This is a genomic window from Bradyrhizobium canariense (assembly GCF_900105125.1).
GTDB lineage: Bacteria > Pseudomonadota > Alphaproteobacteria > Rhizobiales > Xanthobacteraceae > Bradyrhizobium > Bradyrhizobium canariense_A.
Window position 1 is genome coordinate 2,364,207 of record NZ_LT629750.1, and the last position, 22,625, is coordinate 2,386,831.

General features: G+C 60.3%; 21 protein-coding genes. 8 read left to right on the forward strand and 13 right to left on the reverse strand.

Annotated elements, in window-relative coordinates; genetic code table 11:
- Positions 1 to 292: 292 nt before the first annotated feature.
- Positions 293 to 715, reverse strand: coding sequence for a DOPA 4,5-dioxygenase family protein (locus BLV09_RS11440; RefSeq protein WP_146687360.1), 423 nt, complete (start codon positions 713 to 715; stop codon positions 293 to 295).
- A 264-nt stretch (positions 716 to 979) separates the two neighbouring features.
- Positions 980 to 1,756 (reverse strand): MetQ/NlpA family ABC transporter substrate-binding protein, encoded by a 777-nt coding sequence (locus BLV09_RS11445; RefSeq protein ID WP_146687361.1) that lies wholly within the window; start codon positions 1,754 to 1,756, stop codon positions 980 to 982.
- Positions 1,757 to 2,201: 445 nt separating this feature from the next.
- Here BLV09_RS11445 and BLV09_RS11450 point away from each other — a divergent pair, with 445 nt between their 5' ends.
- A complete protein-coding gene (locus BLV09_RS11450; protein ID WP_146687362.1) occupies positions 2,202 to 3,170 on the forward strand; it encodes an aliphatic sulfonate ABC transporter substrate-binding protein in 969 nt (322 codons plus the stop codon).
- Between the two features lie 112 nt (positions 3,171 to 3,282).
- Here the strand turns inward: BLV09_RS11450 and BLV09_RS11455 are convergent, their stop codons facing one another.
- From BLV09_RS11455 to BLV09_RS11480, 6 genes are all read right to left on the reverse strand, one after another.
- Positions 3,283 to 4,116, reverse strand: a complete 834-nt coding sequence (locus tag BLV09_RS11455; protein WP_146687363.1) for a MetQ/NlpA family ABC transporter substrate-binding protein — start codon at positions 4,114 to 4,116, stop codon at positions 3,283 to 3,285.
- Positions 4,117 to 4,169: 53 nt separating this feature from the next.
- Positions 4,170 to 5,585 carry an LLM class flavin-dependent oxidoreductase gene (locus BLV09_RS11460; RefSeq protein WP_146687364.1) on the reverse strand — a complete coding sequence of 472 codons (1,416 nt, stop codon included), beginning with the start codon at positions 5,583 to 5,585 and terminating at the stop codon, positions 4,170 to 4,172.
- A 7-nt stretch (positions 5,586 to 5,592) separates the two neighbouring features.
- Positions 5,593 to 6,258: a methionine ABC transporter permease gene (locus BLV09_RS11465; protein WP_146687365.1), complete on the reverse strand. Its 666-nt coding sequence runs from the start codon at positions 6,256 to 6,258 to the stop codon at positions 5,593 to 5,595.
- Positions 6,248 to 7,372: a methionine ABC transporter ATP-binding protein gene (locus BLV09_RS11470; RefSeq protein ID WP_167558702.1), complete on the reverse strand. Its 1,125-nt coding sequence runs from the start codon at positions 7,370 to 7,372 to the stop codon at positions 6,248 to 6,250. Before BLV09_RS11470 ends, BLV09_RS11465 begins: the two co-directional genes overlap by 11 nt.
- A 94-nt stretch (positions 7,373 to 7,466) precedes the next feature.
- Entirely contained in the window at positions 7,467 to 7,787 is a 321-nt protein-coding gene (locus BLV09_RS11475; RefSeq protein WP_146687367.1) for a 4Fe-4S dicluster domain-containing protein, read from the reverse strand.
- A complete protein-coding gene (locus tag BLV09_RS11480; protein ID WP_146687368.1) occupies positions 7,784 to 9,409 on the reverse strand; it encodes an FAD-dependent oxidoreductase in 1,626 nt (541 codons plus the stop codon). Before BLV09_RS11480 ends, BLV09_RS11475 begins: the two co-directional genes overlap by 4 nt.
- Positions 9,410 to 9,856: 447 nt before the next feature.
- Here BLV09_RS11480 and BLV09_RS11485 point away from each other — a divergent pair, with 447 nt between their 5' ends.
- Positions 9,857 to 11,197, forward strand: coding sequence for an LLM class flavin-dependent oxidoreductase (locus BLV09_RS11485; RefSeq protein ID WP_146687369.1), 1,341 nt, complete (start codon positions 9,857 to 9,859; stop codon positions 11,195 to 11,197).
- Positions 11,198 to 11,207: 10 nt separating this feature from the next.
- On the opposite strand, the gene BLV09_RS11490 is transcribed toward BLV09_RS11485, so the two are convergent.
- Complete coding sequence (locus BLV09_RS11490) at positions 11,208 to 12,314, reverse strand: LLM class flavin-dependent oxidoreductase (RefSeq protein ID WP_146687370.1); 1,107 nt, start codon at positions 12,312 to 12,314, stop codon at positions 11,208 to 11,210.
- A gap of 477 nt (positions 12,315 to 12,791) precedes the next feature.
- Between BLV09_RS11490 and BLV09_RS11495 the strand changes: the two genes are divergently transcribed.
- The 6 genes from BLV09_RS11495 to epsC all read left to right on the forward strand — a co-directional run bounded on the left by BLV09_RS11495 (position 12,792) and on the right by epsC (position 18,173).
- The gene (locus tag BLV09_RS11495) at positions 12,792 to 13,547 is read left to right on the forward strand and encodes an ABC transporter permease subunit (RefSeq protein WP_244549158.1); all 756 of its coding nucleotides are present in this window, start codon (positions 12,792 to 12,794) and stop codon (positions 13,545 to 13,547) included.
- Entirely contained in the window at positions 13,544 to 14,260 is a 717-nt protein-coding gene (locus BLV09_RS11500) for an ABC transporter ATP-binding protein (RefSeq protein WP_146687371.1), read from the forward strand. The genes BLV09_RS11495 and BLV09_RS11500 overlap by 4 nt, the downstream gene beginning before the upstream one ends.
- 21 nt (positions 14,261 to 14,281) lie before the next feature.
- The gene (locus tag BLV09_RS11505; RefSeq protein WP_146687372.1) at positions 14,282 to 15,286 is read left to right on the forward strand and encodes an NrtA/SsuA/CpmA family ABC transporter substrate-binding protein; all 1,005 of its coding nucleotides are present in this window, start codon (positions 14,282 to 14,284) and stop codon (positions 15,284 to 15,286) included.
- Positions 15,287 to 15,359: 73 nt separating this feature from the next.
- Entirely contained in the window at positions 15,360 to 16,589 is a 1,230-nt protein-coding gene (locus BLV09_RS11510; RefSeq protein WP_146687373.1) for an acyl-CoA dehydrogenase family protein, read from the forward strand.
- 41 nt (positions 16,590 to 16,630) lie between these two features.
- Complete coding sequence (locus tag BLV09_RS11515) at positions 16,631 to 17,203, forward strand: flavin reductase family protein (RefSeq protein WP_146687374.1); 573 nt, start codon at positions 16,631 to 16,633, stop codon at positions 17,201 to 17,203.
- 10 nt (positions 17,204 to 17,213) lie between these two features.
- The gene (epsC, locus tag BLV09_RS11520; protein WP_146687375.1) at positions 17,214 to 18,173 is read left to right on the forward strand and encodes a serine O-acetyltransferase EpsC; all 960 of its coding nucleotides are present in this window, start codon (positions 17,214 to 17,216) and stop codon (positions 18,171 to 18,173) included.
- Between the two features lie 9 nt (positions 18,174 to 18,182).
- Here the strand turns inward: epsC and BLV09_RS11525 are convergent, their stop codons facing one another.
- From BLV09_RS11525 to BLV09_RS11540, 4 genes are read right to left on the reverse strand one after another with little or no spacing between them, the layout of a single operon-like run.
- A complete protein-coding gene (locus tag BLV09_RS11525; protein ID WP_174556535.1) occupies positions 18,183 to 19,055 on the reverse strand; it encodes an ABC transporter permease in 873 nt (290 codons plus the stop codon).
- Entirely contained in the window at positions 19,048 to 19,914 is an 867-nt protein-coding gene (locus BLV09_RS11530; protein WP_146687376.1) for an ABC transporter ATP-binding protein, read from the reverse strand. Before BLV09_RS11530 ends, BLV09_RS11525 begins: the two co-directional genes overlap by 8 nt.
- Positions 19,911 to 20,978 (reverse strand): ABC transporter substrate-binding protein, encoded by a 1,068-nt coding sequence (locus BLV09_RS11535; protein ID WP_146687377.1) that lies wholly within the window; start codon positions 20,976 to 20,978, stop codon positions 19,911 to 19,913. Before BLV09_RS11535 ends, BLV09_RS11530 begins: the two co-directional genes overlap by 4 nt.
- Positions 20,979 to 21,007: 29 nt before the next feature.
- A complete protein-coding gene (locus BLV09_RS11540) occupies positions 21,008 to 21,937 on the reverse strand; it encodes a TauD/TfdA dioxygenase family protein (RefSeq protein ID WP_146687378.1) in 930 nt (309 codons plus the stop codon).
- Positions 21,938 to 22,625: the final 688 nt, after the last annotated feature.

Genomic DNA, 22,625 nt, shown 5'->3' on the forward strand with positions numbered 1-22,625 from the left:
CCATAGATCGTCTCTGCCCGATCGTTCGTACGCAGCTACGCCACACCCGACCAACGATGGTGGGCTACAGACGGCGCAAAGCTCGGTTGCGGACCGCATCTGACAGCGTCACTTCAGTGCTGATTTCTCGCAGCAACACCGCGCTTCAGTCGCCGATGACCGTTCAGTCCAAGTCTCAAGCCTGTCTCATTGTACAGCTGATTCTCGAAGGGGTTCAACGCGTACGGGTGTCGGTGATGCCGCGCTTGTCCCGCTTTACGCCTCGTTCGAAGCTTCTCCAGGAGAGGGCAAATTACGCCGGCTTGACCGGCCTCGTGTTTGGCGAAAGCGGCGGCTCCGTCGCACTCTCATCCGGCAAGCCTTCCGCACGCACGGCAAGGGGCTGCCCGATCCAAAGCGGATTTGCGCTATGGTCTCGGCGCGGATTGTTCGTGTTCGGATGGACCAATATGCTCAGTCTGCCATGATTGAGCATCAGCCACGGCACCAAAGTCGGAAAGACGTCAACCGCAAAGGCAATCTGAAACATGGCCTGATCGTGCGGCCCGACTTTCACATCATGCCAACGGCCCAGTGTGACGGAGAAGCGTTCATCGATCCAGGCGCGCAGCCGCTCGGCTTCCGAGCGCGTCGTCGGATCGTAATAGACGTGAGCATGAAAACTCGTGATTTCGCTTAGCGAGCGCGGCGGCGGGGCTGTTGATGAATCAATCAAATGACTGCCTTCGTGTGCTCGAGAACCCTAAACGCCGTCACCTGCATGGGCCATGAACGCCCCGCGGAAGCACAATGTCGCAAGACAGGTTGTCAGGCTAAAGAGCAGTTGCCGACGACAATCCGCTCCCTTCACCGAAGGATTATAGCGTCGCCATCTAGCACCGCAAATGACGCTTTCACCCGTCGTGCCACGACAGCGCGCCTCCCTGCGGCGTAGCGCAGGCTTACAGCTGGATACATTACAGCCGGATATGGCACGTCCTCACCAGGTCGCGATATACGTGCCCTTGAAGCGCGTATCGATAAAATTCTTCACCGGATCCGAGTGATAGGCCTCGATAAGCTGCTTTACCCAAGGCTTGTCTCTGTCTTCCTCGCGTACGGCGAGAATGTTGACCCACGGCCCGTCGGCGCTCTCGTGGGCAATCGCGTCGGTCGCGGGATTAAGGCCGGCCTGAACCGCGTAGTTGTTGTTGATCGACACCAGATCGACATCCTGAAGCGAGCGCGGCAACTGCGCCGCATCGAGTTCGACGAAACGCAATTTTTTCGGATTGTCGGTAATGTCTGAAATCGTCGATACGACGTTGTTGGGATCCCTCAGCTTGATCAGGCCGTGAAGGGCAAGGATCATCAGGCCCCGCGCGCCATTTGACGGGTCATTGGCGATGGCAACCCGCGCTCCTTCCGGCAGGTCGGCCAGTTTCTTGTATTTCAACGAATAGACGCCTTGCGGCGAAGCGATCGTGTTGGCCACCTTCACGATCTTCCATCCCGTCTTCGATATCTGGTTTTTCAGATAGGGTTCGTGCTGAAACGAGTTCGCTTCGAGATCCCCGAGCGCGAGGGCCTGGTTCGGGATGACATAATCCGAGAATTCGATGACCTTGATATCGAGGCCGTGCTCAGCGGCCACCTTCTTGACGACCTCCATGATCTCGGCGTGCGGACCGGCAGTCACGCCGACCCGAACGGTCTCTCCCTTCGCGGCACCGGCCAGCGCGAGCGCAGCAACAATAATCGCAACAAAGATACGCATAAGCCTCTCCAAAAATATCAAATGGTACGTGCTCGCTTCGCACTAACCCCGATCGTTTTTGGCTTCAATCATCCGAGCGATAAAATAACGAAGCGGCTGCGTTCACCGTTCATCGAAACGGAAACGCCTACCCTTAGCCGCAGGGCAACAATCCTGTTCTCCACATCGCGAGCGGGTTGGCACGTCAGCGGAACGCACGGAAACGGATAGCAATTTCCCGGCGGCCGACGCTACGTGAAACTAGGACGGGCGCTCTGAAACGTAATTCTCATAGGAGCAGCATACGGAGAATTTATCACCAAGCCCCGTCCATTTTCCGGAATTGCTACCAGACGGCAATTACCTGCAAATGAGGGTCGCCGGGCACCCCCGACCGGCTCGTGTCACGGGCAGAGCCATCGAGTGTCAGCTAGCCGCTCTCGCCGCCGAAGAAAGAACTCCGACCATGCCTTCTATTGCATCCATTATGCGCCGCCTTGCCGTCGGCGCCCTCGGCTTGTTGGCGACGGCCGCTCTGGCGCAACCCGCCGTCTCCGACGAGATCCGTATCGGCTATCAAAAATCGTCGACACTGACCGCCATCCTCAAGGCCAATGGCGAACTTGAAAAGGCGCTTGCTCCGCTTGGCATCAGCGTGTCCTGGCACGAATTCACCAGCGGACTGCCGCTATTGGAGGCGGTCAATGTCGGCAGCATCGATTTCGGCGCTGACGTGGCCGATACCGTGCCGATCTTTGCGCAGGCCGCGGGCGCCAAAATGGCTTACGTCGCCGAGGAAGCTGCATCGCCGTCGGCGCAAGCCATCCTGGTTCCGCAGTCTTCGCCCATCAAAACGCTGGCCGACCTCAGGGGTAAAAGGGTCGCGGTCACCAAGGGCGCCGGCAGCCATTTTCTGCTTCTTGCCGCCGTGGCAAAGGCTGGCCTGAGTTTCAAAGACATCACGCCGGCCTATCTGACGCCTGCCGACGGTCGAGCGGCGTTCGTCAGCAACAATGTCGATGCGTGGGTTGCCTGGGACCCATTCCTCACCAGCGCGAGCCGCCAGTCGGGCGGACGGGTTCTGGCTGACGGCAGCAACGGCCTTGCAAGCTACAAACGCTATTATCTGTCGTCAGCCGCCTTTGCAGATCGCCACGGCGATGTGCTGAACATCATTTTCGGCAAACTCGCCGAGACCGGTAGATGGGTCAAAGCTCACCCGAAGGACGCCGCGACCTTGCTCGCCGGCCTCTGGGGTATCGACGCACCGACTGTTGAAGAAGCCAACAGCCATCGTTCCTATCAGGTCGGCTCAGTCACCGTCTCCGGACTGTCCGAACAGCAGCGCATCGCGGATGCATTCTTCGCGGAAGGGCTGATCCCAGCCAAGGTCGATACAACCGCCGTCAAAATCTGGACGCCCAAGGGTTCTTAACGGAAATCATGGTTGCCTTCCCACCACGACCTACGCTGCCGGCACCAGCTTCCTCCGTTAGCTCGCAAGCCGGTCGACGCGATTAAGGGCAGCCTATTCATCAACGTTCGGATCACCACACCGGTACAAAGAAACGGCCATACTTCTTATTGATGTAATCCTTGACCTCCTGCGAACGGTAGATCGAAACGAAGCGGAGCAGGCGTGGATCGTCCTTCCTGTCGGTCCGCGCCACGAATTGCAGCGCATAGCGCGGATCGCCGAATCCATCTGCAATCAGCAAACTCTCGGGATTACTGCCTGATGCAATGAGATAGCTGATGCTGACTTGCGCCAGTTCGACGTCGTCGAGCACCCGGGGGAGCTGCGGCGCCTCGACCTCAAGAAATTTCAATTTCTTCGGATTTCCCTCGATATCGCGGATATTCGCCTTTTCTCCGGCACCCTCGCGCAGCTTGATCAGGCCGGCCTTCTCGAACAGCAAAAGTCCGCGTGCCTCGTTGACCGGATCGCTGGCGACCGCCACGGTTGCCCGCTCATGAACATCCGCGATTTTGGTGATCTTCTTCGAATAGAGGCCGACCGGAATGACGTAGGTCGGTGCGACAGGCGTGAAGCTGTAGCCCCGCGCCTGAATGGCATCGTTCAGGAAGGGAATATGCTGAAAAAGATTGGCGTCGATATCGCCGCTCTGCAATGCCTCGTTCGGTGTCACCCAATCGGAAAACTCGACGATCTTGACGTCCAACCCCTGCTCCTTGGCGCGCGCCGCCGCAAACTGGATGATATCGGCGATCGGGCCGCTCGATGTGCCGACCTTCAGCGGCTCGGCGGCGACCGCTGACGAAATTGTCCCATGACCGACGGCGAACAGCAGGCTCGCGGTCACCACTGAAAGCAAACGGCGGCGACCGTACCCTGGTCCAATGTTGATATCCCTGCTCATCTAAATCTCCTTCCAGCTTCCATTCCGGGGGCCGTATCTGGTTGAGCTGATAGTCAAGACACCACCGCCGGCCGAGACGCGTGATCGGGCCCATCGTCATTCACTCGGCGGTGGCGATAAGATGCGCCGACATGCGACTCCCGCAGGCGTCCGGAAGCGCCTCCAAAGAGTTTTTTCCGCAACGTTCCCTCGCGATACGCGGTCTTGTAGACGCCGCGCTCTTGCAGGATCGGGACGACCAGATCGACAAAGTCCTCAAGGCCTTCCGGCGTTACCACACGGCTGAGATTGAAGCCGTCGATGCCGGTCTCCTCGACCCAGCCCTGCATCTCATCGGCAACCTCCTCGGCCGAGCCGACAAAGGGCATCGTTCGGCTGCCGAGGCCCATCTGGCCGAGCAGCTTCCGCAGCGTCCATTGCTCAGTGCTGCGGGTGGTCACCGCCTCCAGAATCGATTGCATGGAGTTGGACTGCTCGTGCCGCAGCGGCGCGTCGAGATCTTCTTTCGCGTAGTCGATGCCGACCGAACTTGCGAAATGCGCCAGCGCGCCTTCGACGCTGCCATACGCCCGGTAATCCGCGAACTTCTCCTCCGCTTCCTTGCGCGTCCGGCCCACAATGAAGGAACGGCTCAAGAAGACGACCAGGTCTTCGGCCCTACGGCCGTTCCCGACCGCCTGCGCTCGCACATCCCTGACAATCGCGCGGACGTTCTCCTTGGTCGAGGTCGCGAAGAACACGCATTCGGCGTGTTTTGCGGCGAAGGCGCGGCCGCGGGTCGATACCCCGGCTTGATAGAGCACCGGCGTCCGTTGCGGCGAAGGCTCGCTCAGGTGGATTGCGTTGACCCGATGCCGCCGTCCGACATGGCTGATCGCGTGTATTTTCGCCGGATCGGCGTAAAGCCTGCCGCTCCGATCCGCGACGACCGCATCGTCCTCCCAGCTTCCCTCGAGCAGCTTGTAGACGACCTCCATATATTCATCCGCGAGCTCGTAGCGGTTGTCGTGCTCGATCTGGCGATCGAGCCCCATCGCCCTCGCAGCACTGTCGAGATAACCGGTGACGATGTTCCATCCCATTCGCCCTCGGGTGAGATGATCGAGCGTGGAAAGGCGGCGAGCGAATAAATACGGCGCTTCATAAGTCGCATTCGAGGTGACGCCGAAACCGATATGCTTCGTCACCGCCGCCATGACGGGAACAACAAGCAGTGGATCGTTGATGGGAATCTGGACCGCGTTGCGGATCGATGCTGCCGGCGACGCGCCGTAGACATCATAGACGCCGATGATATCCGCCAGGAAAATCGCGTCGAACAGGCCCCGCTCGGCCGTGCGGGCCAGATGCTGCCAGTATTCGATTTCGGTGTAGCGCGGCGACTGGTCGCGGGGATGCGCCCACATTCCGTGCTGGATGTGACCGACGGAATTCATGTCGAATGCGTTGAGGCGGATCTCCTTCGGCATGACAACCCTACCGATGCCGCAGGCGGCGGTTGACCCGGCGCGCCAGGTAGTCGCCCACGGTCTGCACGGTCTGCACAAGCGCGATGAGAACGACCACCACGGCAACCATCATGTCCGGCATAAAGCGCTGATAACCGTAACGGATGCCCAAATCGCCCAGGCCTCCGCCGCCGACAGCGCCCACCATCGCCGAATAGCCGAGCAGGCTCACCACTGCGAGCGTCAACGCCAGCACAAGCCCCGGCAGCGCTTCAGGGATCAACACCTTGAACACGACCTGCAGCGGACTGGCGCCGAACGACGACGCTGTCTCGATCAGGCCGGCATCCACTTCGCGGATCGCGCCCTCGACCAGCCGCGCGATGAAGGGTGTCGCCGCAATGGTGAGCGGAACGATCGCCGCCCCTGATCCAATGGAGGTTCCCGCCACCAGGCGCGTAAACGGAATGATGGCGACCACAAGAATGATGAAGGGCGTCGATCGGGTCGCATTGACGACAACGCCGAGGATCGAGTTGACCGCCGGCGCGGCAAACAACTCGCCCTTGCGGCTGGTCGCCAGAAAGATTCCGAGCGGAAGGCCGAAAAGCGTCGCGATAAGGGCAGAGGTCGCGACCATGAAAAGGCTTTCCCATGTCGACTGGACAATCAAGTTGATGAGATCAAGCGACATAGCCAAGACGCTCCACGGAGTATCGATGTTGTGAAAGATAGGACAGCACCTGCGCTGCCTTGGTATCGTCGTCCGGCACGCCGAGCGTCAGCGAACCGATCTGCTGGCCGCCAATCTCGTCGATGCGCGCCGACAGCAACGCCACGTCGATGGCGAGTTCCCGCGCCAGGCGGGCCACCAGCGTAGCGCCACCGTCCAGTCCCCGCACCAGCACGCGAATGACGGCCTGACCGCCGGGTCTAGGCTGTTGTTGCAACCGGCTGGTCAACGACACCGGAATCGCGTCGCCGAGTGCCTCGGAAAGAAATGTCTGCGTGATCGAGTGCCGTGGATGGGTGAAGATGTCTGCGACATGCCCTTTTTCGATAATATGCCCGGCATCAAGCACGATGACCTCTTTGGCGAGTTGCCTGACGACGGACATCTCGTGGGTAATCAGGATGATCGTGACCCCGAGTTCCCGATTGATGTTTGCCAACAGATCGAGGATTGAGCGCGTCGTCTGCGGATCGAGCGCCGAGGTTGCTTCGTCCGACAACAAGACGTTGGGTCGTGTTGCCAGTGCGCGGGCGATACCGATCCGTTGTTTCTGACCGCCGGATAGCTCGGACGGATAGCGATCGCGCTTGTCGGCGATATCGACGAGGTCGAGCAGTTCGGAAACTCTCGACGCGATGTCGGATTTCGACCAGCCCGCGATTTCCAGCGGCAGGGCGATGTTGTCCGCCGCCGTCCGCGACGACAGCAGATTGAAGTGCTGGAAGATCATGCCGATGGAACGCTGCGCCAGCCGGAGTTCACGACCGGAAAGGCTCGATATGTCGCTATCGGCGACGATGACGCGACCGGTCGTCGGCTTTTCCAAACCGTTGATCAGACGGACAAGACTCGACTTGCCGGCTCCGGAACGGCCGATGACACCAGTGATGGACCCGCGCGCGATCGCGAAATCGACATCTTCCAGCGCGCGCACGCTCGGCTTATTGCGGTGGGCCGGATAGACTTTCGAAACGGCCTCGAATCGAACCATCGCCTCCAATACGGGCGCGTCGGGCGCAATAACCTCAGATGATTGAACCGGTTGCCCGGCCCTCACCGATTGATGAGCATTCATTTAACAGATCCACATTTTCGACTGTGCGACCGTTGCCTTCAGGAGCACAGCCGCGACGAATTTCCGGGGACGAAAGACAGCCTCGCTGTCGGCCTTAATGCCCGAACAGCAGGTAGCTGCGGTCGATGCCGCGAAGCGTTTTGGTCTCATCCGTCCAGCCGACGGCGCGGCGATAGCTGCCCATCGCGACACCCTGTTTCAGGGCCACCACATCCACATCCTGCGGCAGATCAGCGAACGGCGACACGAACAGCGCATCCTCGGGACAATACAGCTCACAAAGGAAACAGGTTTGACAGTCAGCCTGGCGAGCGATGACCGGAATCCCATCCGTTTTGTCGAAAACGTTGGTCGGGCAGACGTTCACGCAGATATCGCAGGACGTGCATCGCTCGGCATCGATGACTTCGATCATTCCGCCGCCTCCGCATAGCTCGTGGCTGCATGCGGCCGAACCGAGGTCCAGACCTCATCAAGACCGCCCGTCGTGATGTAATGCCGGAGGCGCTCGTCCTGATCGGGAAAATCGTCGCGCCGGTGCATGCCGCGGCTTTCCTTGCGGGCAAGCCCGCTCCGGTACATCCAGCGCGCGGTCGCCAGCATGGCGGCGCTTTCCCGGACACGCAGCAAGTCGGAGTCGCTGGCCGCCCCCGCTTCGGAAGCGGCGCGCCAAAGCGAGTCGAGACGATCCAACGATCCGCCGAGACGTCCCGCTTCTCGAAAGTAGTTCAATTCGTAGGGAAAGACTTCGTCCTGAACCGCCTTGGCCAACTCGGCAGGGTTGAATGGCCTGGCAGCCCGGTCACGGAGGCCTATGGTGCCGGCCCGCGATACCCTTCGCTTTGTCGATCCGATTTGCCCGGCATAGTCGGCAGCGCCCTGCCCCGCCCAACTGCCGGACGACATCGCCCACGCCGCGTTGTGGCTGCCGCCCCCGGTAAACCCGCCGCAGATCAGTTCGCGGGTCGCGGCGTCGCCCGCAGCATACAGGCCTGGCACACTGGTTGCGCAGTTGTCATCGACGATGCGAAGCCCGCCGGTGCCGCGAACCGTGCCCTCCAAGCGTAGCGTAACCGGGAAGCGCTCGGTGAACGGATCGATGCCGGTACGATCAAACGGCAGGAAGAAATTCGGCTGCGACGCCCGCATATGTCGCTGCACATCGCTGTCGGCCTTGTCGAGACGCGCGTAGACCGGCCCCTGCAGCAGCGCCCGGGCGATCGCCGATCTTCCGCCCTTCGAGGCCGCGCCGGGAACGATGCTGCCATCTTCATAGGAGAATGTTGCCCAGCCATAGAACAGCGTCTTGGTGACCGAGCCGAATGCAGCCGAGATCGCATAAGGATTTGAAAACTCCATGCTGGTCAATTCGGCGCCGGCCTCCGCCGCCATCAGGTAACCGTCACCCGTCAAGACGTTCGATCCCAGCGTCTTGCTGAGAAAGGCACAGCCGCCAGTCGCAATCACGACGGCCTTGGCGCGCACGATCCACCGATCATGCTTTTGACGGCGCAGACCCGTCGCGCCTGCAACTGCGCCATCTTCATCGAGGAGCAATTCGAGAGCCGGGCTGTGGTCAAGAATGGTCACACCGGCTTGCTTGGTCCGCTTGCGCATCAGCCGCATATATTCCGGCCCCTGCAGCGAGTTGCGCTTGGATTTCCCGCTGTCATCGACCGGATAAGGATAACCCCAATCGGCCAGCCGGTTGCTTCGGTCGTACGTGCGATCGAGCACCCGGGCCATCCAGCGGCGGTCCTGGAGATATCCACCCATCTTCTCGCGATTGGCCATCGCGGCTTCGCGCAGCGCCGGATCCGGATCGATGTACCAAACACCTGTTCCGGCCGCAGCCGTCGTGCCGGAAGTGCCGCAGAAACCCTTATCAGCGAGAACGACGCGCGCACCGTGCTCCGCCGCGCTGATCGCAGCCCATGTGCCTGCCGGGCCGCCGCCAAGAACCAGAACATCCGCGTCGAACTCAACAGATCCCGCCGCCGCAGAGACCTTTTCGGCGCGGACAGATCGATTAATCATTGGATCATTTCTCCGGGAGTCCGGTTCACGGCATCACATCCAATGGCAATGGTCGCGCGGGCCGATGCTTTTGGCAATTTCAGATATCTGGAGAGAAGTGGACGAAGCTTTCCCTGTTGTACGAGAGGAGAGAAAATTCATGCAGCGCTCGCCGACAGAGTTCATTCTTTGAGCAATAGATGAACCTGGCGGTGGCGATCCAGCGCAAATCCGTCGCGAGCTTTGTCCGGCCAAGACTCTGCAGCGATCAGCGAATTATTTTTTCTTGCGCAGACGACTGATCGCTTGCTTTTGCCTACATGTCACGTTCACGGCGCGTCGAACATCATCAAATGAAGAGAGTCGAACGTTCGCGCTTCCTCTGATCGCCACGACGCGATATTTACCTCGCAGCGCGATCCAGCCCGTCACTGCGACGCTCGACACGCAATCGACTGGAACCCCACCATGTCATCTCGCCACCTGCATCTGAACGTCAATCTTCTTCACTCCGGCGTCTACGCGTCGGCCTGGCGCTTGCCGGACAGCGACCCGCGCGCGTGTTTCGACGCCGGTCACTATGTGCGCGTGGCACGCATCGCCGAGCGCGGCAAGCTCGATGCGATCTTCCTGGCTGACACGCCGGCGGTCACAGACCGCATCGACTATCGCCCGTTCCAGTCGATGGAGCCGACAATCGTGCTTGCGACGGTCGCGGCCTCCACGAGCCATATCGGGCTGATCGCAACGGCTTCCACGACCTATAATGAGCCGTATAATATCGCCCGCCGGTTCGCGACGCTCGATCTCGCCAGCGGAGGGCGTGCCGGCTGGAACGCGGTGACCACGGCGGATGCCGCCTCGAGCCGGAATTTTGGCCTGCCCGGTGTGCTCGAACACAAGGCGCGCTACGATCGCGCGAAGGAATTCGCCGAAATCGTTCACGCGCTCTGGGATAGCTGGGAAGATGACGCTTTCGTTGGCGATAAAGCCACGGCAAGATTCGTGGACACCTCGAAGGTTCATCCGATCGCGCACCGCGGACCGTATTATTCGGTGGCGGGTCCGCTGAACGTACCCCGCTCCCCACAAGGACGACCGGTCACCGTGCAAGCAGGCGGCTCAAACGATGGCCGCGATCTCGCCGCCGCCCAGGCCGAAGCGGTCTTTACGCTTGCACAGACGATCGACGAAGGCGCCGCCTATGCCCGCGACCTGCGGACCCGAGCAGCCGCCTATAGCCGATCGGGCGAGTCCATCGTGATCCTGCCCGGACTTGCGACCGTGATCGGCAGCACCGAGGCGGAGGCGAAACGGCGGCAGGATGAGCTTTGGGAACTCGTGCCCATCGAGTACAGCCTCGCGCGCCTGGCAAGCACGCTGCAGATCGATCCCGCGCAACTCGAACTCGACAAGCCGCTGCCTGATCCATTGCCGCTGCCTGCCAATGCCAACCACACCATGTTCCAGGGCACCGTCAATTTGGCGCGCCGTGGAAACCTGACCGTGCGTCAGCTGTTGCGGGCACTTGGAGGCGGCGTCGGCCATCGCATCATCGTCGGTACGCCCGAACATATCGCCGACGACATCGAGGCGTGGTTCAGGGCCGGCGCAGCCGACGGCTTCAACCTGATGCCGGACGTGCTGCCGACCGGACTGGAGGTCTTTGTCGACACGGTGGTGCCGATCCTGCAAAAGCGCGGCCTGTTCCGCAAAGACTATAGCGGTTCGACGCTGCGCGACCATTTTGGTCTTCCGAGGCCACCGAGCCGCTTCGCCACGCAGGTAGCAGCAGCCGCATCTGCATGAAGATCATCAGTCAGCGTTGGCCTGGCGGCGCTTCAGCCAACTCCCCGAAAGTGCTGGCCAATGGCGGGGATTGCAGCCGGCGTACCCGCGGAATCACTTCCCGCGCGAAACGCTCCATCTCCGCTTCGAACGGCTGGAATTGCAGCATGAACAATTCGATCCCCGCCGCGTGGAAGGCACGAATGCGCGCCGCCACGTCATCGTAGCTGCCGACCAGCCCGGCTGCCGTTCCACCGTTGCTGCCGACGCGTGGCGTCTTCTGCATCGTCTGCATCATCACGACCTGCGGGTCGGTATTCTGCTTCTGGATCGCCTTCATCGGCGCGTCCTTTGCCGCCAGATTCAACAGCCGTTCGTAAGCAGCCTGAGCCTGTTCATCGGTCTCACGCGCGATGACAAAGGCGGAAAGCCCGAACCGTAGCGGCGCTGAAGAACGCGGGCGTGCCGCGACATCGGCAATCAAGCCGGCGACGTCGTCCAGCGGCTGGCCATTGATGAACCATACATCGCCATGATCGGCGACAAGCGCGCGGGCGGGTTCGGATTCGCCGCCAACATAGATCATCGGCCGCTGACGGTAGAGATCTCTGGGCCGCAGCGCGTAATCGCGCACATCGAAATGCGCGCCTTTGTACGTCACGCGCTCGCCTCGCATCAAACCCGATACGACCGAGATCCATTCGCGGCCGTAGGCATAACGCGCGTCGTGCTCCGGGAAACCGATACCCGCCCTGTCCAGTTCCGGACGATTCCAGGCGTTGACGAGATTGATCGCAAAACGTCCGCGGCTGACGTTCTCGATCTGGAGCGCCATCTTGGCAAGAACGACCGGATGATAGAGGTACGGCTTGATAGCTGCGATGATCTCGATCCGGCTCGTCAACGCCGCAAGCGCAGCCGCCGAACTCCAGGCTTCGAGCTGATCGAGATCCTCCTGATGAGGATTGATGGTGTGCTGCGCGACAAGTGTCGAGTCATAACCGAGCTGTTCCGCGGCCAGCACCAGATCTCGATTTCGTTCCCATGACGCATCGTATGGCTCTTCAGGGTCTTGATGCGCAGCCCGCGAGCCATGAACCAGGGCCCAAATGCCGAAACGAAGGGGATGCGTTGTCATGAGCGTCCTAACTTTCGATTTGTTCGCGTCATCGCGTCAGAGATGACTGCGGCGTTGTCGCCAAATCGCGATGAGAGATCAAGCCGATCTGATCATGAAACACGCCATGGGAAAGTCAAAAGATGTTCTTTGCCGTCATTCGGTTCGTAAAGAAATCAGAAAACTCCGAAACGAATGACAATTGGAAAAGCACTCTATTTCTGTTCGACCGAATTCGTGGGACAGTTTGCAGCAGGTGATCGATGTTCCACGCATTGGAGGTGCACCGCCAATTGAAGTGATCGCGCGACCTGTATGAAAGACAGGCCTTGATGCTCGCGCGGGCCGTTTCTTCATGTGGCGCCATGAATTCAGGATGACATTATCTTGACCAACATCGAGCAGATTGCGGCTACGGTCGAGTTTGATCGGCTCAAGCGAACCGATGGCTATTCCTCGTCGACGCGGCAATCGAACTTTAAGCTCGGAAAACGCGGCTTGCAGGCTCTCTCCTGGCTTGCGCCCATCGCGCTCGTGATCGCCTGGGAATTATTGGCGCAGGCCGGATGGCTGTCGCCGCAAGTGCTCCCTGCTCCCAGTAAAGTGGTCAAAACGGCAATCAAACTTGCGGCAACAGGAAGTCTGCTGAATGACTTCGGCGTCAGTCTGCTACGGGCCATTGCGGGCTTTGCGGTCGGCGCCGGCGTTGGTTTCACGCTCGGCACGCTCGTTGGATTCTCGCGAATAGCGGAAGCCGCGATCGATCGCAGCGTTCAAATGATCCGCGCGATCCCGTTTCTTGCGCTGCTGCCGCTGGTAATCGTGTGGCTAGGCGTCGGTGAAGCGGAAAAGATATTTCTCGTTGCGCTCGGCGTCACCTTCCCGATCTATGTCAACACCACCCTGGGTATCCGGCAGGTCGATCCGAAGCTGATCGAGCTTGGGCGCATTCAGGGCCTGAACTCGTTACAGCTCATTCGGCGGATCATTCTCCCTGGCGCATTGCCGTCAATTTTAACCGGCGTTCGTTACGCGTTGGCGACGGCGTGGCTCGCGCTCGTCGTCGCCGAGACCATCGGCGCCGAATCCGGGATCGGCTTCTTGGCAATGGATGCGCGGGAATTCCTGCGGACCGACGTGATCGTTTTGACGATCGTGATCTACGCGCTGATCGGTGTCGCGGCCGATGCGATTGCCCGCTTGCTTGAACGCCGCCTCCTCGCCTGGCATCCTAATTATGGAGGCATGCGGTGACATTCCATGTCTCGCCGCCGTCTTCGGCAACGCCGGCCGTTGTGGTAACCAATCTCAAGCGCACTTACGGCGAACGAGTCGTGATCGAAAAGCTCGATCTGCGCATCGAACGCGGAGAATTCGTCGCCCTGCTGGGGGAGAGCGGGTGTGGAAAGACCACGCTGCTGCGGGCGCTGGCGGGACTCGACCCGATTCAGGGCGGCCGCATTGCCGCTCCCCGTCGGCCGGCCGTGGTCTTCCAGGAGCATCGGTTGCTGCCATGGGACAATCTTTGGCGCAATGTGGCCCTTGGCCTCTCGGCGCCCGACGCTCGGGCGCGGGCCGGCGCTGCGCTGGTCGAAGTCGGGCTTGCCGGCCGGCTCGACGACTGGCCGCGCAATCTCTCCGGAGGCCAGGCCCAGCGCGTCGCGCTGGCGCGCGCATTGGTGCAACAGCCCGAACTTCTGCTGCTGGATGAACCGTTCGCCGCGCTCGATGCCCTCACCCGCATCCGTATGCACGACCTCGTGCGCGAACTGGTCGCGAACCATCGGCCAGGCGTCCTGCTTGTGACGCATGATGTCGATGAAGCGATCGCCCTCGCCGACCGCATTTTGGTGATGCGCGACGGCATCATCGCCTTTGAACACCGGGCAAAAGGAAATCCGACTTCAATCGAACGCGCTGATCTCCTTGCGGAGCTAGGTGTGCTTGCTTCTCACGCCCCTGCTTAAGTCTCTCGGAAGGATCCACTGATGTCTGACTTCTCCTTTGGCAAGTCATCCCGGCGGCATTTTCTGGGGACCGCCGCATTTGGCATCGGCGCCCTCGCCGGCTTCAATTTGAGCGAAATAGCTCATGCAAGCACCGGCCGCACCACCGACACGGTTCGCCTGACCTGGGGTCTCAGCGGCCTTAATCTGATTGCCAAGGAGCGCGGCGAATTCGAAAAGACTCTCGCCAAAGATGACATCAAGGTCGAATGGCTTGGTCCGTTTCCGAACCACGCGCCGACCTTGCAGGCCGTGACCGGCGGAAGCGCGGATTTCAGCTTTGGCGGCAGCACCACGCCGGCGCTGGCCGCCATCATCGCCGGCTCGCCACTGGTGTTCACCCAGTTCGTCGTCTACGAGCCTCGCACCACCGCAATCATCGCCAAGGACGATTCCGGCATCAACAAGATCGAGGATCTGGTCGGGAAATCCGTGGCTGTGAACCGCTCCGGACTCGGCGAATTTCTGCTGGTGGCGGCCCTGGAAAAACACAAGATCGACCGATCGGCCGTGAAGTTCGTCTATCTCAATCCTCCCGATGCCGCCCCCGCGCTTGCCTCGGGAAAAGTCGACGCCTGGTCGATGTGGAGTCCCGGTGTCGATATCGCGCGGCTGGAATACAAGGCGCACGACCTGTTTCTCGAGGGTCGCGATCTGGAATTTCAGATCGACTACACGTCCTATCTCACCACCCGCAAGTTCGCGACCGAAAATCCTGCACTTGTCCGCGCCGTGAATGATGCTTTTCGTAACGAGGGCAAGTGGATTTCCGAGAACAGCCGGGACGCCGAATACATTGCGCAAAAAGCAGGAAAGTACAGCGATGAGGTCCGCGACCAGTTCATCGCGATGAACCGTCAATATCGCTACTTCTCGGTAGACGACAAACAATTCGTCGCCGATCTGCAAAAAGCGGCGGACTGGTTGCTCGCACGCAAGGTTTTGCCGGAGCCGGTCAAGGTCACCGATCATCTGGCGCAACTCTGAGAATATCCCGCCACGATCAGATGGCCGCAGCCAGACAAACCATGCAATCGCTCTTTCCCATCCAGGTCGAACAATGAATAAGCCGGTATCCACATTCTCGTTACAGCCCTCGCATCATCTCGATGTCCATTCACCCGATTTTCAGGCGTTGTTGAACCAGATCGCCGAAGGCGAGAGCGAACGCGAGCGCGAACGCATTCTTCCTTTTGACGCGATCGATCTCATCCGCCGCGCCCGGCTGGGCGCGTTACGGATTCCGGTGGACGGCGGCGGCGGCGGAAGCTCGATCCGCGAACTATTCGAGATCGTCGTTCGCCTCGGCGAAGCGGATGCCAATGTCGCGCATATCCTTCGGAATCATTTCAGTGTGGTTGAGCGGCTGGTGCGGCGCCCCAGGGACGATCAGAGCCGGCAGTGGCAAAAGGCCGTCGCCGACGGCGCCATCATCGGCCTTGCAACGACGGAACTGGAGACGCCCAAGGTGGGCGACATCAAGCCGAACACGACGTTGACGCCGGATGGAAACGACTACCTGCTGAACGGCACGAAATACTACAGCACCGGCACCCTCTATTCGGACTATGTCCTTGTGCGCGCCGCCGACCCATCCGGCGCGACCGGAGCGACGATCATCCCGGTGAAGCGGGAAGGTATCGAACTGATCGACGATTGGGACGGGCTGGGACAGCGCCTGACGGCAACCGGCACCACCCATTTCCGTAATGTCCGGGTCAAGCGTGCGGAAATCGTGTTCGATGCACCCGATGTCGGATATGGCGTCCCCTATTCGAATACGTTTGCTCAACTCTTCCTGACCGCAATTAACGCCGGCATTGCGCGGGCCATCCTGCGCGATGCCGCCGCACTGGTTCGTTCCCGGAAACGGACCTTCTACTATGCGCCCAACGAGCATCCCACCGATGATCCGCTGCTTCAGCAGACCGTCGGCCAGATTGCCAGCGGCGCCTTCGCAGCGGAAGCTGTTGTGCTCGCGGCGGCCGACGCTCTGGATATCGCGACCGATGCTTTCGATGCCGGCGGGCCCGATGCCGTCGACGCGGCGCACAAGGCGGCACTGCTGTCGGCCAAGGCCAAGATCATCGCCGACGAATTCGCCATTCGCAGCGGCAGCCTGCTCTTTGATGTCGGCGGCGCGTCAGCCGCAAAAAAGCTCACCAACTTCGACCGCCACTGGCGCAACGCGCGGACCTTGTCCTCTCACAATCCGACAACCTTCAAGGCGCGATCGATCGGACAATATGAAATCAGCGGCACGCCGCTGCCGGCAAAGGGCTTCTTCTAGCGAAAGAGGTATCGCGTGCCGCATGACGAAGGAAGGAACCGATGAACAAACCGGACATCCATCTCGTCGACAAGACCCACGAAATCGAATGCCAGTTCCGCACCGTGATGCGCCGCCTTGCCGGCGGCGTAAGCATTATCACCGCCGGCCGCGATGACGATATTACCGGCATGACCGTTACATCGCTGACGTCGCTTAGCGCCGACCCTCCCCGGCTGCTGGTGAGTCTCAACAAGCAGGCTTCGTCTTTCGCCCTGATCGAACGCAATCGGGCGTTCGGGGTCAACATTCTTGGATCCGAACAGCAAGAGCTCGCCGGGCGCTTCAGCAACGGCGCGCTGAAGGGCAAACAGCGTTTCGAAGGCGTGGCGTGGTTCGCCGGCTCGTCCGGCGTGCCGCTACTCGCGAAATCCGTCGCCGCGGTCGAATGCCAGGTCGAGGAGATCATCGAGCGACATTCGCACGCGATTATCGTCGGCCGCTTGCTGAGCATGGACCTGTCACATCGGTTATCAGGCCTTGTCTACTGGAACGGTCAGTATATCGAGATCGACCACGACATGGACCTGGATCTGCTTGCCGAGGTGAGCATTCCCTTGGCGCATGTGCGATGAGGGCCTTCCGATGAAGCGCGAGATTCCACCGAACCCCCCGATCGTCGCGGCAAGTCCCGGCCCCGGCGGCACTCCGCAGATACGCTGGCAACTCGAGCGGATCGTTGCGGAATTGCGGACCTCGCGGGAAGAAACCCACAGCATCCGTCGTGACGGCCAGGCGCATCGCGCTCCGTCACGCGACGCGCTGGAAGGCATCCTCAACGGCCTTACCGAAGCGCTGTTTCCGCGGCACTACGGCCGATCTGACCTCGATGGCGAGAACATCGACTATTTTGTCGGCAACACGCTGAGCATCGCGCTCGATTCCCTGTTCGATCAGATCCATCGCGGAGCGCTGTTCGTCGGTGACGAGCTATTACCGGGATTTCGGCGCGAGGAAGCAATCGAACTGACGCGCACGTTCGCGTCGCAATTGCCGACAATACGTGGACTCCTTATCAGCGACTTGCGATCTGCTTTTGTTGGCGATCCCGCGGCCAGGAACTTTCCCGAGATCCTGATCGACTATCCCGGGATGACGGCAATCATCCATCACCGTCTTGCTCACCTTCTCCACGGTTTTGGCGCGAGACTGATCGCTCGCCTGATGGCCGAAATCGCTCATGCCAAAACCGGCATTGACATCCATCCCGGAGCAAGCATCGGATCCGGGTTCTTTATCGATCACGGCACCGGCGTTGTGATCGGTGAGACCGCGATTATCGGAGAAAACGTGCGAATCTATCAGGCCGTCACGCTTGGCGCACGACATTTTCCCACGGATGACAACGGCAATCTGATCAAAGGCGATGCACGCCATCCGGTCGTGGAGGATGACGTCGTCATTTATGCCGGGGCGACAATCCTCGGCAGGATCGTAATCGGCCGCGGATCGACCATCGGCGGCAACGTCTGGCTCACGCAGGACGTTCCGCCGAACAGCTTTGTGACCCAGGCGACTGTCCGGAGCAAGGTTGGCGCTCCATAACCGCCGGTCTCACGTGACCGGCGCCTTCCAGCGCATGAAGTATCTTTCCAGCGCCTCGAGCACGGCATTGAACACGAGGCCAATAACGGTGATTCCCAGAATGCCGAAGTACATCTGCGGGATCAGGAAACTGTATTGGCTGTAGATGATCAGGTAGCCAAGACCGGCCTTCGCCCCGACCATCTCCGATGCCACCAGCACCAGCATGGCGGCGGCGCTCGCAAGGCGAATGCCGACAAAGATCATGGGAAGAGAGGCCGGCAGGATCACCTTCCGAAACAGCTGTTGCGGCGTGGCGCCCATCGTCCGCGCGGACTTGATCAGCAGCGGATCGACCTGTTTGACCGCTACGATGGTATTGAGGAGCAAGGGCCAGGCGCAGCTATAGATCACCATGGTGATCTTCGATGTCTCGCCGATTCCCAACAGAAGAATGAATACCGGCAGCAGCGCCAGCGGCGCGGTATTGCGGCAGATTTCGATGATCTGATTGAGCAGATCGCCGAGCCGGCTATACCGGCCGACGGCCAGCCCCAGCGGGACCACCAACACGACGGAGATGAAAAATCCGCTCAAGGCACGCAACAGGCTGGCTGCGACGTCATCGTAGAGCTCGCCGCTTTGCGCGAGCTGCCATCCCGCACGCATCACTTCCGAAAACGGCGGGAAGAACGCCGGGTCGGTCAGTCCCAACCGGGGGACGGCCTCCCATACCGCCAGCAAGATGACCAACAGCGCCGACCTTCGCCCAAATGCACCGAGCCATCGGACGATGGCGCGTAACCTCGTACCTGCCGGCGAGACATGATCGCCTGCGCCGACCAGCGACGACGAACGGCCTTGCGCAAGCTCCAACAGCGGCAGCATTTCCAGGCTAGACATGCGCGGCCTCCTCTATGGGATTCCCTGTCCGGAGCACACCTTCTTCTTCGGCCAATTGCCCTTGCTGAACTTTCAGTACTTCCTCACGCAGCAGCGTCCAGATCTCGTGACGGACGTTGCCGAACGTGGGAAGCGACCTGACATCATCCGCCTCGCTGCGCAAAACTTCGGGAATCTCGACAATATCCTTGATCCGTCCCGGGCGTGACGTCATGACAGCCACACGCTGACCAAGAACAATCGCTTCGTCGATGCCATGGGTGATGAAGACGATGGTCTTGCCCGTGCTACGCCAGATGCGCAGAAGCTCGCCCTGGAGGGTTTCCCGCGTCTGCGCATCGAGCGCCGCGAAAGGTTCGTCCATCAGCAAGACCTCTGGATCGTAGGCCAGGCTGCGGGCGATTGCGACGCGCTGTTTCATGCCGCCGGACAACTCGTGCGGATACCGGTCGGCGAAGGCCGACAGGCCGACCAGATCGAGATATTGCCGCGCTTTCTCGCGGCGCTCCATGGCCTTGAAACCTGCGATATCGAGCCCGAATTCGATGTTCTGCGCTGCCGTGCGCCAGGGGAACAAGGCGTATTGTTGAAAGACGATGCCGCGATCGCGCGCCGGTCCGGTAATCGGCCGGCCGTCGAGCAGGATGCGGCCGCTGGTCGGAGCCGTCAGTCCGCCGAGCAAATCGAGCAACGTCGATTTCCCGCAGCCGCTCGGCCCGACAAGAGCGAGAAACTCGCCGGACTTTACCTCCAGCGTGATATCGTCCAGAGCCGTGAAGTGACGCGCCGCTCCTCCGGTCTCGCTGCGGACGAGGAATTCCTTGCGGACCTGCTCGAACCGGATCTTGACCGCGCTCATTCTGCGTCCGCCGTCTTGTTCGGACGGTAGTAGTTCAACGCATTGGTATAGATATCCGACGCCTTGAGCTGGTCCGGCTTGAGCAGACCGTCCTTCACCAGCCAGTCGATCCACACCTGCACTTCCGGATCGCCGATCAGCCCGCCCTTGGTGGCGACTCCGGTGCTCTTCCAGTATTTGATAGGCGACGCGTCCTCGTTCCGTTTGCGTTCGGCGATGATCCTTTCAAACCGGGCTCGCACCTCCTCTGGAGGGGTCGTCTGTGCCCAGGCGATGGCACGCGAAACCCCTTCGATCAGCTTGCGGGAGGTATTGGGGTTATCCTTGATGAACCTGTCGCGGAGAACATAGGCGCCGCCCGTAAAATTGCCGAACAAATCCGTATCGGCAAACAGCTTGCGGATTCCGCCGCGCTCCAGCGCCTTGTCGCGCAAGATCCCATTGAGCGTGGTCACATCGACCTGTCCCTGGCGCAGCGCCTGCTCGCCCGTGACCGGCGGCACCGCGACCAACGTGACCTGCTTTGCCTCCGCGGCGCTGAGGCCATTGCGCGCCAGATATTCACGAAGCACAAATTCGAGATGCGCACCCAGCGTATTGACCGAGACCTTCTTTCCGATCAGGTCGCGTGCGGACTTGATCGGACTGTCCTCCTTTACATAGTAGCCATTATAGGTGTCGGCATCGGATCCGTAGTAGCCGACCACCGCCTTGATCGGCGCCTTCGCCACGATCAGTTTGATAATCGCGCCATAGAACGCGCCGCCAATGTCGACGTCGCCGGTCACGACCGTCTGGATATCCTGCGGCCCGCTGATCGTGTTGCCGACCCACTTGAGTTTAAGCGGCGCCAGATAGCCGAGGTCTTCGGCCAGTTCCGGAAACGTCACCTGGCCAGCCCAGCCCTGATAACGCACCTCGGTCTTTTCCAGCGGTTCAGCCTGGGCCTGCCAGCTGAAGCCCAAAGTCAACAAGGTAGCCCACAGAATGTACAACGCCTTTCTCGCAGCGCCTGTTTCCGACACAGCGCGCGCCGGATTCCTTGATCGAAACAAGAATGTCATTTCCGATTTCCTCAGTTGCGGGAGCTGGACTAAGCGGCTTTCGCAGCCTGCGGCCTGGTCGACTTGATGCGGGTCACGCTGCGGCGACCGTCGACGCTGACCGGCACGTCGCCATCAATGGTGGCACGGCGTACGACGCGGTGCTGGTCGCCGTAATCGTTCACGGCATAATGCTGCGTGGCGCGGTTGTCCCAGATCGCCACGTCACCGGCTTTCCAGCTCCACCGCACCGTATTTTCAGGCGCGGTGATATGTGACTGAAACAGATCGAACAGCTTTTGGCCGTCACTCTTCGACAGACCCACGAAGCGTTGGACGAAGTTGCCAAGCACCAGGGTGCGTTCGCCAGTCTCGGGATGAACCCGAACGACCGGATGCTCGGTTTCATAAACTGTTCCGGTAAAGACCTCGTCGAAATGCTTTCTGTCGGCCTCGGTAGCCCGCGACTTTACGGCGTAGTCGTAGGCGTTGCTGTGTACGGCCCAGAGTTCATCGGCCAGCCTTTGCAGCGGCGGAGGCAGATCGAGATAGGCGGCAGCCGTATTCGACCAGATCGTATCGCCGCCAAACGGCGGGATGACGACGCCGCGCAGCACGGAAATCTTTGGATAGGCGTCCACAAAGGTGACGTCGGTATGCCACTGATCGGCACGTCCCCCGCCCCGGCTGGAGTCGAGTTCGAGGATCGAAGACGTTCCCTTCGTTGCACCGACCGTTGGATGCGGAACCAGCCTTCCCAACCGGACGGCAAAACGCTCCTGCTCCCCGTCATCGAGGTGTTTCTGATCGCGGAAGAATATGACCTTGTGTTCGAGCAGCACCCTGTTGATGGCAGCGACCGTCTGGTCGGATAACTCACCCGACAGCTGGATATTCCTGATTTCAGCACCGAGACGCGCGGCGCGTTGGATGATATCCGCGCGCGGAATGACGTTATCGATGACGCTCGCTTGAGTCATGGTCGTGCTCCAAAGCCGCGATCCTTTTGCCGGACAATGCTCCGCCATTCGCCGGTCGCTGGTACGACGGCGGAGAAGAAACGATGTGGTTTTTGGCCAGTCCTCTGCGCGGATCGTCTGTCAGCTATCCTGGCTGCGCAACGGGTTCGCTTGGGACCTCAATGCTCAAGCTGCTCCGATGCAACTTCGATACAGAGTATGAGGATGCTAACTCACCTCCGTCGGAAATACGTTCCAAACTTCGCAGTCCCCGGGAAATAGTTGCGCTCGCATACCGCAGAGAGATGAAATGCGAGATCTGACTTCGGCATGAATTGGACCCCGGACATGACGTTGCGCATGGGCATTACCGAACGACGCCCGCAAATCGTCGAATCGCATGATCGTCAGTCACTGAAACGAAGCCAGCGTTGTTCCCGCGGGCACGCAATGATCGCTTAGCCATTGGTGCAGACACCGCAACATTTGCGACGATGGCGGCTTTACCAACACGAAATGCATCTATCGCCGGCCAGAATTCAAGTCGCTGACACTGGACTGCTTCGTGCGAGCCCCCGGTAGTTGTTTCAAAGGCGCCGGAACGACGCGAATTGCAGGCATCTTCTATTCGGGATCAAATCACTAGATTCATGCTCAGATCTCGCGCAACAACGTAAATTCATTTCATCGACATTGTCGCGACTGAGCA